Here is a 14,514-nt window from a genome sequence, read left to right on the forward strand (position 1 = left end):
GGAGATGCCATCATGTCCGAACAGAAGATCCTCGTTCTGACCGGGGCCTCCCGCGGGATCGGCCATGCCACGGTGAAGCGGTTTTCCTCGGAAGGCTGGCGGGTGCTGACCTGTTCGCGCCAGCCCTTCGACCCGCGCTGCCCCTGGCCCGATGCCGAGGCCAACCATATCGAGATCGACCTCGCCGATCCGAACATGACCATCGCCGCCATCGAGTCGATCAAGGCGAGGACCGGCGGAAAGATCCATGCGCTGGTGAACAACGCCGGGATCAGCCCCAAGGGGCCGGGCGGGGCGCGGCTGAACACGCTGGACACCGATCTGCGCACCTGGGGCCATGTCTTCCACGTGAACTTCTTCGCCAGCGTCATCCTCGCGCGCGGCTTGCAGGACGAGCTGGCGGCGGCGAAAGGCGCGATCGTCAACGTCACCTCGATCGCGGGTGCACGGGTGCATCCTTTCGCGGGCGCCGCCTATGCCACGTCGAAAGCCGCGCTGGCGGCGCTGACGCGCGAGATGGCGCATGATTTCGGGCCGATGGGGGTGCGGGTCAACGCGATCGCCCCGGGCGAGGTGGAAACCTCGATCCTGTCGCCGGGCACCGACAAGATCGTCGAGAAACTGCCGTTGCAACGTCTGGGCCAGCCGCGCGAAGTGGCGGATGCGATCTGGTATCTGTGTTCCGACCAGGCCAGCTACATCTCGGGCGCCGAGATCGAGGTGAACGGCGCCCAGCACGTCTGACGCAAAAATCTTCGAAGATTTTTGCAAATTCCTTGCAAGGAATTTGGCGCGCCGGCCACGGCGCGCCGCCGGAGTTTTCAAAAACTCCGGCCCGATTTCTTCAAAGAAATCGGCGCCTCACTCCAGCGTCGCGATAACGGCGCGCAGGGTCTCGACCCCTTCGCCCTTTTCCGAACTGGTGACGATGATCTCGGGATAGGCGGCCGGATGCTTCTGCAACGCCGCCATCACCTGCGCGATATTCGCCTCGCGGGTGGCCTGGTTCACCTTGTCGGCCTTGGTCATCACCACCTGGAAGGTCACGGCGGACTTGTCCAGGAGGCCGAGGATCTCGTCATCGACCTGTTTGATGCCATGGCGCGTGTCGATCAGCACGAAGGCGCGGCGGAGCGTCTGGCGCCCCGCCAGATAGGCGCGGAGCAGTTCCTGCCACTTCCTGACCACCGCCACCGGCGCCTCGGCGAAACCGTAGCCCGGCAGGTCGACCAGATAGCGGCTTTCGCCCAGAGCGAAATAGTTGATCTCCTGGGTCCGTCCCGGGGTGTTCGAGGCCCGCGCGAGGCTCTTGCGCCCCGTGAGCGCATTGATCAGGCTGGACTTACCGACATTCGAGCGACCGGCGAAACAAACCTCGACCCGGTCGGCGGGCGGCAGCGCCGCCATCGTGGTCACGCCTTTGACGAAATCCACCGGCCCGGCGAAGAGCAGCCGCCCGGTCTCGCGCGCCTGTTCTTCCGGCGCCCCGGCCAAAGTGAAGACCATCGTCATTCCAGCACCTCTACCCTGTCGCCCCGGGCGACGTTGCCGCCTTCGATCACCACGCCGAACACGCCGAAATCCTGCGCGCCCACCACTTCGCGCAAAGCGCCCAAAGTATCGGCATCGACCTCGCCGGTGGCGGGATCGACGGTGGTCGCCTTACAGCGCCCCACCCTCTCGCGGATCTCGATCACCGCCGCGCCGATTTTCAGCCGCCGGCCGATCCAGCCAAATTCCTCCCAGGGGGCGAACCCGTCGAGCCAGAAATTGCCGCGCCAGCGGTGGATCGACAGATCCCGCCCCATATGCGCCGACAGCGCCGCATTGGACGCAAGGTTCTTGATCGAGACGCCGGGATAATCGCTGTCGGTCATCGCCCGCCCCGGCGCGCGCACCAGCGCGACCGGGCGGAAGCGTTCCGTCGGGCTGATCGGCGCCAGCCAGTCGATCAGCCGCGCGCCCTCGGTTTCCGGGTCGAACTCCAGCGGCTCCAGCCGCGGATGGGTCAGCCGCATGTGCCGGGTCTCGGGGTCGAACCGCGCCTCTATCGCCATCACCGCGGGCGTGCGGGCACCACGCTGGAAATTGGCGCAGGACACCCAGGCGGGCGCGGCCGGGTCGAATTTCGACAGGTCATGCGCCACCGCCCAGGTCCGGTCCCAGGGCAAAGAGCCCCCCCCGGAAAGCCTTACGGACGCGAGTTCCTCGCGTCCGTGGGCCTTGATCGGGTGGCGGAAGATATGGGCGAGGTGCCCCGCGGCGGCGCTCATTTCTTCTTGCCGCCGCCCTTCGCTGGCGCCTTGTTGGCATTGGCCGCCAGTTTCGCTTCTTTCTTGCGGAAGCCCTGGCGGATGTTGCCGAAGATGTCCGGCTTATGCCCGTGGCTGCGCATGATGATATATTGCTGGGTGAAGGTGATGATGTTGTTGGTGATCCAGTAGACCACAAGGCCCGAGGCGAAGCCGCCCAGCATGAACATGAACACCCAGGGCATCCAGGCGAAGATCGAGGCCTGGACCGGATCGGCGGGCGCCGGATTCAGCTTCTGTTGCAGCCACATGGTGATGCCCAGAAGGATCGGCAGCACACCGATGAAGATCAGGTGCAGGATCGTCCCCGCCGCCGGTGCATCCCAGGGCAAAAGCCCGAACAGGTTGTAAAGCGACGAGGGATCGGGCGCCGAGAGATCCCTGAGCCAGCCGAAGAACGGCGCGTGGCGCAGCTCGATCGTGACGAAGATCACCTTGTAGAGCGAGAAGAAGATCGGGATCTGGATCAGGATCGGCAGACAGCCCGCCGCCGGATTGACCTTCTTGTCGCGGTAAAGCTGCAGCATCTCTTTTTGCAGGCGCTGCTTGTCCTCGCCGGCGCGCTCTTTCAGCGCCTCCATCTCGGGTTGCAGCTCCTTCATCCGCGCCATCGAGACATAGCTCTTATAGGCCAGCGGCAGCACGATCAGTTTCAGCACGAAGGTCAGCGCGATGATCGCGAGGCCCATGTTGCCGATCATCCCGTGGATCCAGTGCAGCATGGCAAAGATCGGCTTCGTCAGGAAATAGAACCAGCCCCAGTCGATCGAATCGATGAAGCCGGGGATCGGATCGCGGTCGGGATCGGCCTTGCCCGAGATCAGCCCCGACTCGTTCTGATAGCCGCGGATCGCCTCCCATTCCTTGGCGCCGGCGAAGAAGCGGGTGCTGGTCGAGGCACTCGCGCCCGCGGCAACCGTCATCAGCGGCAGGCGGACCTCGGTCTGGTAGATCTCGGCGCCCGGCACGTATTTGGTGACCTGGGTAAAGGGCTTGCCCTGTTCGGGGATCAGCACCGACATCCAGTAATGGTCGGTGAAGCCGATCCAGCCGTCGGTCTGGGCCTCGGTCACTTCGGCGGGGGCGCCCTCGCGCTCGACCACCGAAAGCCCGGCCATGTTCTTGTAGGTGGTTTCGGTCAGCGTGCCGTCGGCGCGCGAGATCGCCCCCTCGTGCAGGATGAAGAAGCCCTGGAGATCGGCGGGCAGGCCATGGCGCGCGATCTGACCATAGGGCGCCAGCGACACGTCGCCCGGGCCGCCGTTCTGCACCGAGTCGGTGACGGTGAACATGAATTCTGCGTCCACCGCGATTTCGCGGGTGAAGGTCAGGCCCTTGCCGTTCTCCCATTGCAGGGTGACGGGCTGACCCGGCGCCAGCGTCGCGCCCGACACCAGCCGCCATTCGGTGCGCGAACCGGGCACGTCACCTTCGGTCAGCGAGCCAGCCGGGCTCCAGCCGAACAGCGCGTAATAGGGTTTGCTCTCGCCCACCGGCGACAGCAGCCGCACGACAGGCGCACCGGGCTCCTGGCTCTCGCGGTATTTCTTCAGGCGCAGATCGTCGATCCGGCCGCCCAGAAGCGAGACCGAGCCTTCCAGCTCGGGCGTGGCAACCGCAAGGCGCGGCGCCTCGGGGACGGGTTCGACGGGGGCGGTCTCACCCACTGCGGCGGGCGGGGCGGCACCTTCGCTGGCAGTGGCCACCGGCTCATCGGGCACCGGCGGCGGCTCGGGCGGCGGGAAAAGCACGAACCACACCAGGATGACCAGGAAGCTGAGCACCGTGGCAAGGATGAGGTTCTTGTTGTTGTTCTCGTCCATCTTCTGAACCGCTGCCGCATGTGAGGAAAGGATCAGCGGTCTTCAACAGAAGGGGGCGACAAAGGTCAAGCGCTTTCGCCTTTCCACACGAAGCCGGGAAGGGAAAGAGCGCCGCTGCCAGGGCTTCCCGAGGGCGGAGAAGCCCGCCCCGCGCGCGCGCCGCGAAACCCGCCGTCCCTCGCCCTGCCCGAGGCCTGCGCCCCCTTTCATCTGCCCGAAACATCCCCGAAGAATACCTGCCCCCTTCGCCTCAGGCGAGGGAACAGACAGCGCCCGCTTCCGTCGCTTCCCCCCACAGCCGCAAAGACCGCGGCCCCGGGATCACATCCAGCCGCCCCGGCGCCTGAGCCCGACGCTGCTGCCCTCATTTTCTGTCTGAAAATATCCTCGGGGGAGCCCGCGGCTGTGCCGCGGGCGCGGGGGCAGACGGCCCCCCGCCTGCGCCGCCAAACCACCGCCGACGGTCCGAAGCCCGCCTCAGCAGCAAAGCCCTCAGCGTCCCGGCAGGCCGATGCGCGGGATATGGCCCGGGCGGTTCTGGTGTTTCGCGATCCAGGTCGCGGCCTCGGCGGCGGGCATCGGCTGCCCGATGGCGAAGCCCTGGACGAAGCCGCAGCCCAGTTGCGACAGGATCGAATGTTCCGAAGCGGTCTCAACCCCTTCGGCAAGGGTCTCCAGCCCCAGCTGATCCGCCATCGAGACGATGGCCGAGACCATACGCTGCTGGTCACGGTCCTGATCGACCCGGGTCACGAAACTGCGATCGATCTTCAGCCGGCGGATCGCGAAGCGGCGAATGGTCGAGATCGAAGCGTGCCCGGTCCCGAAATCGTCGAGGTCGATGCCGCAGCCCATCGCGGCGAGCGCGGCGATATTCGAGACCACCATGTCGTTACCCGCCCGCGCCACCACGGTTTCCAGCACCTCCACCGTCAGCCGCGCGGGTTTGAGGTCGTAGCGGTTCAGCTCCCAGCGAATGCGGTCCGGCAGACGCGGGTTGCGCAGCTCGGCGGCCGAGAAATTGACCGAGACCGAGGGCACCGTCAGCCCCGCCTTGTCCCAGTCCCGCAATGCCGCCAGCGCATGGCCAAGGATCGCCTCGCTCAGCCGGTCGCTCAGATCGCTGCTTTCGATCAGCGGCAGGAAATCTGCGGGCGGCAGCAGGCCGCGCTGCGGATGATGCCAGCGCGCCAGCGCCTCCATCCCCGAAACCGCGCCGGTATCGGTCGAGACCTGCGGCTGGAAATGCGGCCGGATCTCGCCCTTGTCGAGCGCCTCTTCCAGATCCTCGCGCAGGGCGGTGCTGGCGGCGCGGCGGGCGGCCATATCCTGCGAAAAGGCCCGGATCGCACCGGGGCCGTGGCGCAAAGCCTCATCCGAGGCGGTCTGCGCCGCATCGAGCAGCGCCTGCCCCGTCGTCCCGGGCGCGCGGCCCGAGATGCAAAAGCCGAGCGAGCAGCTGACGTAAAGCTGCGCGCCGCCGAGCGGGATCGGCACCGCGACCGCATCCTGAAGACGGGCGCAAAGCTGCACCATGGTTTCCAGATCCAGCCGGCGCACCGGCGCAAGGACCACCGCGATGGTGGCCCCCTGCGGATCGGTCACGAAATCCCCGGCCCTGAGCGCGCCGCGGATCCGGTCGGTCGCGCGCTCCAGCACCTCGCCCTGGGCGGTGCGGCCGTGGCGTTCCAGCACCGCGGCCAGATTGTCGAACTGCACCACCAGACAGGCGGTGTGACGCCCGCTTTGCCCCAGCGTCGGCAGCACCGTATCCAGCAGCGCAATGGCGCGGCGCAACGTCCCCTCCTCCCCGGTCGCGGGCGGCGGAACCGCCCCCCGTCCCGCGATGGCGAAGAGCAGCGGCAGGCCGAGCGCCAGCACCAGAAGCACCCGCTCGCCCCCGATCCAGAACCCGGCGAGCGTGATCGCGGGCAGGAAGACCAGGAACTCCGGCCGCCTGACCCAGCCGAGCGGGCGCGACAACCGGCGCAAGGGCGATGCGATGCCGAAATCCACCATGAGTTGCGCCTTCCCTGCTGCGGCTCGCCCCGAAGGGGACCAATGCCGGTCAGAAAGGGGCAAAACAGGTGAGGGCTTCGTTAATCCGGCAGGCGAAGATGTTTCGGATTTTCCTCAACTTCGCCGGGCTTTCCCAAAGCGAGCCCGAGAAAATCGAATATGCCCGGATCGGCCAGATGCGAGGGGCGCACATTCATCAGCGCGCGGAACATGACCTGGCGGCGGCCGGGGCTGCGCAGCTCCCATTCGTCGAGCAGCTTCTTGACCTGGGCGCGCTGCAACCCCTCCTGGCTGCCGCAAAGGTCGCAGGGAATGATCGGATAGTTCATCGCCCTGGCGAAACGGTCGCAATCGGCCTCGGCCACGAAGGCGAGCGGGCGGTAAAGGAACAGATCGCCCTCTTCGTTCACCAGCTTCGGCGGCATCGTCGCCAGCCGCCCGCCATGGAACAAATTCATGAAAAACGTCTCTAAAATGTCGTCGCGGTGATGCCCGAGCACCACCGCCTCGCAGCCCTCTTCCCGCGCGATGCGGTAGAGATTGCCGCGCCGCAGCCGCGAGCAGAGCGAGCACATCGTGCCGCCCGGCTTGATCTTCGAGGTGACGACCGAATAGGTGTCCTGGTATTCGACCCGGTGTTCGACCCCCATCTTCGCCAGGAACTCCGGCAGCACCGTCGAGGGAAACCCCGGCTGGCCCTGGTCGAGATTGCAGGCGAGCAGATCCACCGGCAACAGCCCGCGCCATTTCAGCTCATGCAGCACCGCAAGCAGCGTATAGCTGTCTTTCCCGCCCGACAGGCAAACCAGCCAGCGCGCGCCCGGCCGCGCCATGCCGTAGGTGTCGATCGCCTCCCTCACCTGCTGCACGAGGCGCTTGCGCAGCTTGCGGAACTCGGTCGATTTCGGCGCGCCGTAGAACAGCGGGTGGATGTCGTCGGCGTCGTCAAGCATCACGGGCACCTTTCGGGGATCGCGGCCCCATAAGCGCAGCGGCGCGGGCGGGTCAAGTCATCCCGCGCCTCATCCGCCCTGGCGGCGGGCGCGCAGTTTCGCAAAATAGTCGATTCGCTTGCGCAATTCGCGCTCGAACCCGCGCTCGGGCGGCATGTAGAACACCGGGCGTTTCATGCCTTCGGGGAAATAGTCCTGGCCCGAGAAACCGTCCTCGGCGTCGTGGTCGTAATTGTAGCCCGAGCCGTAGCCGATTTCCTTCATCAGCCGGGTCGGCGCGTTCAGGATATGGCGCGGCGGCATCAGGCTGCCGGTCTCGCGCGCGCTGGCCCGGGCGGCCTTGTAAGCCGCATAGACGCCGTTCGATTTCGGCGCGAGCGCGAGATAGACCACCGCATTGGCCAGCGCCAGCTCCCCTTCCGGCGAGCCGAGCCGTTCATAGGTCTGCCAGGCATCGATGCAGATCGCCTGGGCCTGGGGATCGGCGAGACCGATGTCCTCGACCGCCATCCGGGTCAGCCTGCGGGCCAGAAAGCGCGGATCCTCGCCGCCCTCCAGCATCCGCGCGAACCAGTAAAGCGCGGCGTCGGGGTCGGACCCGCGCACCGATTTGTGCAGGGCCGAGATCAGGTTGTAATGCTCGTCGCCGGATTTGTCGTACCGCGCGGCGCGGCGCATCAGCCGTTTCGCGAGTTCCTCGCGCCCCAGAGGCCGCTCCACCCGCCAGGCCGCGACCTGTTCGATCAGGTTCAGAAGCGCCCGCCCGTCGCCGTCGGCCATCTCCAGCATCGCGTCGCGCGCCTCGCCGTTCAGCGGCAGCGCGCGGCCCAGTTCCTTCTCGGCCCGTTGCGCCAGCCGCTCCAGATCGGCGAGCGACAGCCGCTCCAGCACGATCACCTGCGAGCGCGACAGAAGCGCCGCGTTCAGCTCGAAAGACGGGTTTTCCGTGGTGGCGCCGACCAGAAGGATGGTGCCATCCTCCATATAGGGCAGGAATCCATCCTGCTGCGCCTTGTTGAAACGGTGGATCTCATCGACGAACAGAAGCGTGCCCTGGCCGTTCTGGCGGCGGATCTTCGCGGATTCGAACACCTTCTTCAGATCCGGCACGCCCGTGAAGATCGCCGAGATCTGCACGAAGGCGAGATCGGTCTGATCCGCCAGCAGCCGCGCGATGGTGGTCTTCCCCACCCCCGGCGGCCCCCAGAGGATCAGCGACGACAGGCTGCCTGCGGCCAGCATCGCGCCCAGGGGCCCCTCGGGCGAGAGCACCTGGTCCTGGCCGATCACCTCTGAGAGCGCGCGCGGGCGCAGCCGGTCGGCCAGCGGACGCGGCGCCCCGGGCGTGGTCGGTTTCGGATCGGTATCGAACAGATCGGCCATGGCGGCAGACTAGCGCAGCCCGGTCAAAGCCGAAAGCGCAGACGCAGCCTCCGGGGCGCACCCGGAGCTTTCGCGCAACCAAATTCCGCGACGCAGGAGCCCGCGCGGCAGGGAAAGCCGTTTCAGGGCAAGCCGAGGGGCCTGCGGGCGCAAGCGCGGCACGTCGCCCCGGAGCGGAAACCGGGCGGCCGTCGCCCTCATCCGCCGTTGTGGCGGTGGGATCCGCGCGCAGGGCGCTGAAACGCACAAGGCCCGCCGGAGGCGGGCCCTGGATATAACCAACGGATGGCGGCGGATTATTCCGCGGCGTCTTCCGCTTCCAGCCGGGCGCGGTCGGCGGCGCCTTTGGCAGCCGGGTCGCGGTCGACGAATTCGATGATCGCCATCGGCGCCATGTCGCCGTAACGGAAGCCCGCTTTCAGCACACGGACATAGCCGCCCTGACGGTCTTTGTAGCGCGGCCCGAGGATCGCGAACAGCTTCTCGACGTCTTTGTCTTCTTTCAGCTGGGCGGCAGCCTGACGACGGGCGTGCAGATCGCCACGCTTCGCCAGCGTGATCAGCTTCTCGATGATCGGACGCAGTTCCTTGGCCTTCGGAAGGGTGGTCTTGATCTGCTCATGCTCGATCAGCGAGCCGGACATATTCGAGAAAAGCGCCTTGCGGTGCTCGTGGGTGCGGTTCAGGCGGCGATAGCCGCGGGCGTGACGCATGGGTCTCTCCTATAGCGTTTTGCTTTGTCATGGCCCCGTGCGTTGCAGGGCCGTCGTTGGGGCGGGATTGCCCGGGTCTTTGCGCCATCCCTCAAACACAGGCGGGCGGCGGGGGGTCCGGGGGGCCTTCGCCCCCCGGCCTTTGTCAGGATCGGCGGGGCCTTCGCCCCCCGGCCTTGTCCACAGATCAGAACTGATCCTCGAAGCGCTTGGCCAGATCCTCGATATTCTCCGGCGGCCAGTCCTCGACTTCCATCCCGAGATGCAGGCCCATGCCCGAGAGCACTTCCTTGATCTCGTTCAGCGACTTGCGGCCGAAGTTCGGGGTGCGAAGCATCTCGGCTTCGGTCTTCTGGATCAGATCGCCGATATAGACGATGTTGTCGTTCTTCAGGCAGTTCGCCGAGCGGACCGAAAGCTCCAGCTCGTCGACTTTCTTCAGCAGAAGCGGGTTGAATTCGAGGCCCGAATCCACTTCGCCCGACTTCGCCGCTTCCGGCTCGTCGAAATTGACGAAGATCGCCAGCTGGTCCTGAAGGATGCGCGCGGCATAGGCCACCGCATCGTCGGGGGTCAGCGAGCCGTCGGTCTCGATCTTCATGGTCAGCTTGTCATAGTCCAGCACCTGGCCCTCGCGGGTGGGCTGCACTTCGTAGGAGACGCGCTTGACCGGCGAATAGATCGCGTCGATCGGGATCAGGCCGATCGGCGCATCTTCCGGGCGGTTCTTGTCGGCCGAGACATAGCCCTTGCCGGTGTTCACCGTCAGTTCCATGAACACATCGGCGCCGTCGTCGAGGTGGCAGATCACGTGGTCCTTGTTCAGGACCTCGATCCCGTTGGTCTCGGCGATGGCGGCGGCGGTGACGACACCCGGCCCCTTGGCCGAAATCGACAGGCGGCGCGGCCCCTCGACTTCCATCTTGAGCGAAACGCCCTTCAGATTCAGCACGATATCGGTCACGTCCTCGCGGACGCCCGGCACCGAGGAGAATTCGTGCAGCACGTTGTCGATCTGGACCGAAGTGATCGCGGCCCCCTGGAGCGACGACAGCAGCACACGGCGCAGCGCATTGCCCAGCGTCAGCCCGAAACCGCGTTCCAGCGGCTCGGCGATGACGGTGGCAACGCGCCCCGCATCGTTGCCCGGCTTCACGACGAGTTGGGTCGGCTTGATCAGTTCCTGCCAGTTCTTATGGATCATGGATTCGCCTCCATACCTGCCATCGCTCCCATGGTCCGAAGAAGCGCGGCGCCCGAGGATCTTTAACTGCGGGTCTTCAAAGTCGGATCGTCAAACAGAACGAGCCAGGCCATGCGGGAACGCACGGCCTGGCCGGTGTTTCGGTGGTTCAGACGCGGCGGCGCTTGGGCGGGCGGCAGCCGTTATGCGCCAGCGGCGTCACGTCGCGGATCGAGGTGATGGTGAACCCCACCGCGGCCAGCGCGCGCAGAGCCGATTCACGGCCCGAACCCGGGCCCTGCACTTCGACTTCCAGCGTCTTCACGCCATGTTCCTGCGCCTTGCGGCCGGCGTCTTCGGCGGCCATCTGGGCGGCGTAAGGGGTCGATTTGCGCGACCCCTTGAAGCCCATGGTCCCGGCCGACGACCAGGAGATGGCGTTGCCCTGAACGTCAGAGATCAGGATCTTGGTGTTGTTGAACGACGAGTTCACATGAGCAACGCCGGTGGCGATGTTCTTGCGCTCTTTACGCTTGCCGCCACGAGCGGCTTTCGGATCGCGTGCCATATCCCGTGTCTCCCCTTACTTCTTCTTGCCGGCGATCGGCTTGGCCGGGCCCTTGCGGGTGCGGGCGTTGGTGTGGGTCCGCTGACCACGCACCGGGAGACCGCGACGATGGCGCAGGCCGCGGTAGCAGCCGAGATCCATCAGGCGCTTGATGTTCATCGAGGTTTCGCGGCGCAGGTCGCCCTCGACAGTGAAATTCGCGTCGATATGCTCGCGGATCGCCAGAACTTCGGCATCCGACAGATCGTTCACGCGGCGGGCGCGGTCGATGTTCAGCGCGGCGCAGATCTGCTCGGCGCTTTGCGGGCCGATGCCGGTGATATACTGAAGCGCGATCGGAACCCGCTTCTGGGTGGGGATGTTGACGCCAGCAATACGTGCCACGCGCATGTTCCTTTCGTTGCGGTTCCGTAATGCCAGAACCTTTTTTCACAACCCGGCCGATGACGGGCCCGGCCGATTCGATCTTCCCGAAAAGGGAAACCCCGGAACAGCGATTCCGTCCCGGGACGCTGTGCTTTACGGAGAGTTGCGCCCCGGGTCAAGGCCCGCAGCCAGGATTTCAGACCTTGTCAAGAACTTTCGCGATCTGGTCGGCAACGCTCTCCATCGCCGCCATGCCGTCGACCTGGGTCAACCCGCCTTTGGCATAGTAATAGCCCAGAAGCGGCGCGGTCTTCTTGTAATATTCCTGCAACCGTTCGGCAAAGACTTCGGGGTTGTCGTCGCGGCGCACCGGCTGGCCGGCGGCCTCGGCCTCTTCGGCGCGGCGCACGATCCGGCCGACAAGGGCCGCATCGTCCACCACCAGCTCGATCACCGCATCGAGCTTCGCCCCTTTGGCCGCCAGCAGCGCGCCCAGGGCATCCGCCTGGGCCAGGGTGCGGGGAAAGCCGTCGAAGATGAAGCCGCCCTGCGCGCCCGCCTCCAGCTTCTCGGCGATCAGGCCGATGACGATCTCATCGGTGACAAGCTGGCCCGCGTCCATGATCGCGGCGACCTTCTTCCCCATTTCGGTGCCCGAGGATTTGGCCTCGCGCAGCATGTCGCCGGTGGAAAGCTGGACCATGCCGCGCGCTTCTTCCAGCCGTTTGGCCTGCGTTCCCTTACCCGCCCCCGGCGGTCCCAGCAGAATGATGTTTTTCGGCATGTCCTCTCCTCAGCGCCGGGCCGGAGCCCGCGGGCCAGTCTTGCGCTTGCCGCGCAGCTGCGATTTCTCGATCAGCGATTCATACTGATGCGCCAGCAGATGCGACTGAACCTGGTTGATCGTGTCCATGGTGACCGAGACCACGATCAGAACCGAGGTGCCGCCGAAGTAGAACGGCAGGCCCAGTTTCGCGATCAGGAATTCGGGCAGCAGACAGACGGCGGCCAGATAGGCCGAGCCGAGGACAAGAACGCGGTTGACCACCCAGGTCAGGTAGTCCTCGGTCTTCTTGCCGGGACGGATGCCGGGAATGAAACCGTTCTGGTTCTTCAGATTCTCGGCCACTTCATCGACCTTGAAGCTGACGTTCTGGGTGTAGAAATAGCTGAAGAACACGATCAGCGCCGCCAGCGCCACCGCATGCAGCGGCTGGCCGTAGCCCAGGTAGAGCGCGATCGCCGAGAGGACCGGATTGGCCGAGCCGCCCGAGAAGGTGCCGATCGTGGTCGGCAGCAGCAGGATCGACGAGGCGAAGATCGCCGGAATCACCCCGGCCGGGTTGACCTTGATCGGCAGATGCGACGAGCCGCCGTCATAGACCTTCATGCCGACCTGACGGCGGGGATACTGGATGTGGATCTTGCGCAGCGCGCGTTCCATGAACACGACGAACATGATCACCGCGATCACCAGCACGATGATGCCGAGGATCAGCGGCGTCGAGATCGCGCCCGAGCGGCCCTGCGCCAGGAACTGCGCCATGGCGGCCGGAATCTCGGCGACGATGCCGACGAAGATGATCAGCGAGATGCCGTTGCCGATGCCGCGGGCGGTGATCTGCTCGCCCAGCCACATCAGGAACATGGTGCCGCCGACCAGGGTGATCACCGCGCCCGCGATGAAGAACCAGCCCGGCGTATGGGCCATATCCCCGGCCTGAAGCGAGACCGCGATGCCGTAGGACTGGAACACCGCCAGCAGAACCGTGCCGTAACGGGTATACTGGTTCAGCTTCTTGCGGCCCAGTTCGCCCTCTTTCTTCAGGTTCTTCCAGGGCTCGTACATCGTGCCCAGAAGCTGAACGATGATCGAGGCCGAGATATAGGGCATGATGCCGAGCGCGAAGATGCCCATCCGGCCGATGGCGCCGCCGGTGAACATGTTCAGCATGCCACCGATCCCCTGCCCCGCCTCGCGCACGAAATCGCGCAGCGCGTCGCCGTCGATCCCCGGCACCGGGATATAGGTGCCGAGCCGATAGACGATCAGCAGGCCGATGGTGAAGAAGATGCGTTGGCGAAGATCGGTCGCCTTGGCCAGAGCCCCCCAGGAGAGGTTGGCGGCCATTTGCTCTGCGGCAGATGCCATTTCCGGTCTCTTTCATGGACAGCGCCGCCGGACCGTTTCCCGGATCCGGCGGCGCAGGAAAACTGCTTCGGGATGTAAGCGACGAATCCGCCGCTCACAACCGCTTATTCTGCCGCAGCGGCCTTAACAGTGATCGAGCCGCCGGCTTTCTGGATGGCTTCCACCGCCGAGGCCGAGGCGCCGGTGACGTTCAGCTTCACCGCGGTCTTGATCTCGCCCTTGTTCAGCACCCGGATGCCGTCGCGCTTGTGCGAGGTCAGACCGGCCGCGACCAGCACGTCCTCGGTGATCTCGGCTTTCACGTCGAGCTTGCCGAGGCCGATGAATTTCTCGATCAGGCCCAGGTTGACGACGGCGTATTCCTTGCGGTTCGGTTTGTTGAAGCCGCGCTTCGGCAGGCGGCGGTAAAGCGGCATCTGGCCGCCCTCATAGCCGCCGATGGCGACGCCCGAACGCGATTTCTGGCCCTTGATACCACGGCCCGCGGTCTTGCCCTTGCCCGAACCCGGGCCGCGCGCGACGCGCTTTTGCTTTTTGGCGGCGCCTTCGTTGTCGCGAAGTTCATTCAGTTTCATGTCGCATACTCCTGGCCGGAACGCCCCCGCCTGCGACGGACAAGGGCAACACGGCGTTTCTTCGTTGTGAGTCGTGGCGGTAATAACCACCGGGGGCGTATAGACGCAGCCGCCGCCCGGATCAAGCCCGTCCCTCAGGGCACCAGCCCAGGCGCGGCGGCCTCGAACTGCATCAGATAGCCGAGGCTGCGGTCCGGCCCCCAGCGGTTGAGCCTCAGCTCGCCGCCGACGAAGATCAGATCGGCGACCCGGTATTGCCGGCGCACCCCGGCGCCCGCGTCCCAGATCTCGACCACTGCGCCCTTCTTGCGCGCGGGCCCGGGCTGAAGCTGGAAATATTTCGGATCGGCGGTGTCGGCCACGGCGGAGAGCACCGCCAGAACCTCGTAGTAATCGGTGATGCGCTCGGCCCGGAAACGGCAGATCCCTTCCAGGCCGCCCAGCCCCAGCACCGCCGCCCCCGCCGC

At 65.9% G+C, this 14,514-nt stretch carries 15 protein-coding genes; 1 reads left to right on the forward strand and 14 read right to left on the reverse strand.

The window, feature by feature from the left end; all coding sequences use genetic code 11:
- Nucleotides 1-12 precede the first annotated feature (12 nt).
- Complete coding sequence (locus tag XINFAN_RS11960) at nt 13-744, forward strand: SDR family oxidoreductase (protein ID WP_124087092.1); 732 nt, start codon at nt 13-15, stop codon at nt 742-744.
- A 117-nt stretch (nt 745-861) separates the two neighbouring features.
- Here the strand turns inward: XINFAN_RS11960 and yihA are convergent, their stop codons facing one another.
- The 14 genes from yihA to XINFAN_RS21735 all read right to left on the reverse strand — a co-directional run.
- Entirely contained in the window at nt 862-1,512 is a 651-nt protein-coding gene (gene yihA, locus XINFAN_RS11965) for a ribosome biogenesis GTP-binding protein YihA/YsxC (protein WP_124087093.1), read from the reverse strand.
- Nucleotides 1,509-2,273 carry an MOSC domain-containing protein gene (locus tag XINFAN_RS11970; protein WP_124087094.1) on the reverse strand — a complete coding sequence of 255 codons (765 nt, stop codon included), beginning with the start codon at nt 2,271-2,273 and terminating at the stop codon, nt 1,509-1,511. Before XINFAN_RS11970 ends, yihA begins: the two co-directional genes overlap by 4 nt.
- Complete coding sequence (yidC, locus tag XINFAN_RS11975; protein ID WP_124087095.1) at nt 2,270-4,135, reverse strand: membrane protein insertase YidC; 1,866 nt, start codon at nt 4,133-4,135, stop codon at nt 2,270-2,272. Before yidC ends, XINFAN_RS11970 begins: the two co-directional genes overlap by 4 nt.
- A gap of 492 nt (nt 4,136-4,627) precedes the next feature.
- Nucleotides 4,628-6,154 (reverse strand): putative bifunctional diguanylate cyclase/phosphodiesterase, encoded by a 1,527-nt coding sequence (locus XINFAN_RS11980; RefSeq protein ID WP_124087096.1) that lies wholly within the window; start codon nt 6,152-6,154, stop codon nt 4,628-4,630.
- Between the two features lie 80 nt (nt 6,155-6,234).
- Nucleotides 6,235-7,107 (reverse strand): tRNA 2-thiocytidine(32) synthetase TtcA, encoded by an 873-nt coding sequence (gene ttcA / locus XINFAN_RS11985; protein WP_124087097.1) that lies wholly within the window; start codon nt 7,105-7,107, stop codon nt 6,235-6,237.
- 69 nt (nt 7,108-7,176) lie between these two features.
- Nucleotides 7,177-8,490 (reverse strand): replication-associated recombination protein A, encoded by a 1,314-nt coding sequence (locus tag XINFAN_RS11990; RefSeq protein WP_124087098.1) that lies wholly within the window; start codon nt 8,488-8,490, stop codon nt 7,177-7,179.
- Between the two features lie 296 nt (nt 8,491-8,786).
- Nucleotides 8,787-9,203 carry a 50S ribosomal protein L17 gene (gene rplQ / locus XINFAN_RS11995; RefSeq protein ID WP_124087099.1) on the reverse strand — a complete coding sequence of 139 codons (417 nt, stop codon included), beginning with the start codon at nt 9,201-9,203 and terminating at the stop codon, nt 8,787-8,789.
- A 187-nt stretch (nt 9,204-9,390) separates the two neighbouring features.
- Nucleotides 9,391-10,407, reverse strand: coding sequence for a DNA-directed RNA polymerase subunit alpha (locus tag XINFAN_RS12000; RefSeq protein WP_124087100.1), 1,017 nt, complete (start codon nt 10,405-10,407; stop codon nt 9,391-9,393).
- A 148-nt stretch (nt 10,408-10,555) separates the two neighbouring features.
- Nucleotides 10,556-10,954: a 30S ribosomal protein S11 gene (gene rpsK, locus XINFAN_RS12005; protein ID WP_124087101.1), complete on the reverse strand. Its 399-nt coding sequence runs from the start codon at nt 10,952-10,954 to the stop codon at nt 10,556-10,558.
- Between the two features lie 15 nt (nt 10,955-10,969).
- Complete coding sequence (gene rpsM, locus XINFAN_RS12010; protein WP_124087102.1) at nt 10,970-11,338, reverse strand: 30S ribosomal protein S13; 369 nt, start codon at nt 11,336-11,338, stop codon at nt 10,970-10,972.
- A 178-nt stretch (nt 11,339-11,516) separates the two neighbouring features.
- Nucleotides 11,517-12,104 carry an adenylate kinase gene (locus XINFAN_RS12015; protein ID WP_124087103.1) on the reverse strand — a complete coding sequence of 196 codons (588 nt, stop codon included), beginning with the start codon at nt 12,102-12,104 and terminating at the stop codon, nt 11,517-11,519.
- A 9-nt stretch (nt 12,105-12,113) separates the two neighbouring features.
- The gene (gene secY / locus XINFAN_RS12020) at nt 12,114-13,472 is read right to left on the reverse strand and encodes a preprotein translocase subunit SecY (RefSeq protein ID WP_124087104.1); all 1,359 of its coding nucleotides are present in this window, start codon (nt 13,470-13,472) and stop codon (nt 12,114-12,116) included.
- 104 nt (nt 13,473-13,576) lie between these two features.
- Nucleotides 13,577-14,047 carry a 50S ribosomal protein L15 gene (gene rplO / locus XINFAN_RS12025; protein ID WP_124087105.1) on the reverse strand — a complete coding sequence of 157 codons (471 nt, stop codon included), beginning with the start codon at nt 14,045-14,047 and terminating at the stop codon, nt 13,577-13,579.
- A 134-nt stretch (nt 14,048-14,181) separates the two neighbouring features.
- The coding region (locus XINFAN_RS21735) for a hypothetical protein (protein ID WP_160144605.1) at nt 14,182-14,514 on the reverse strand (333 nt) is incomplete at its 5' end.

It is taken from the genome of Pseudogemmobacter humi, assembly GCF_900609055.1.
Lineage (GTDB): Bacteria > Pseudomonadota > Alphaproteobacteria > Rhodobacterales > Rhodobacteraceae > Pseudogemmobacter > Pseudogemmobacter humi.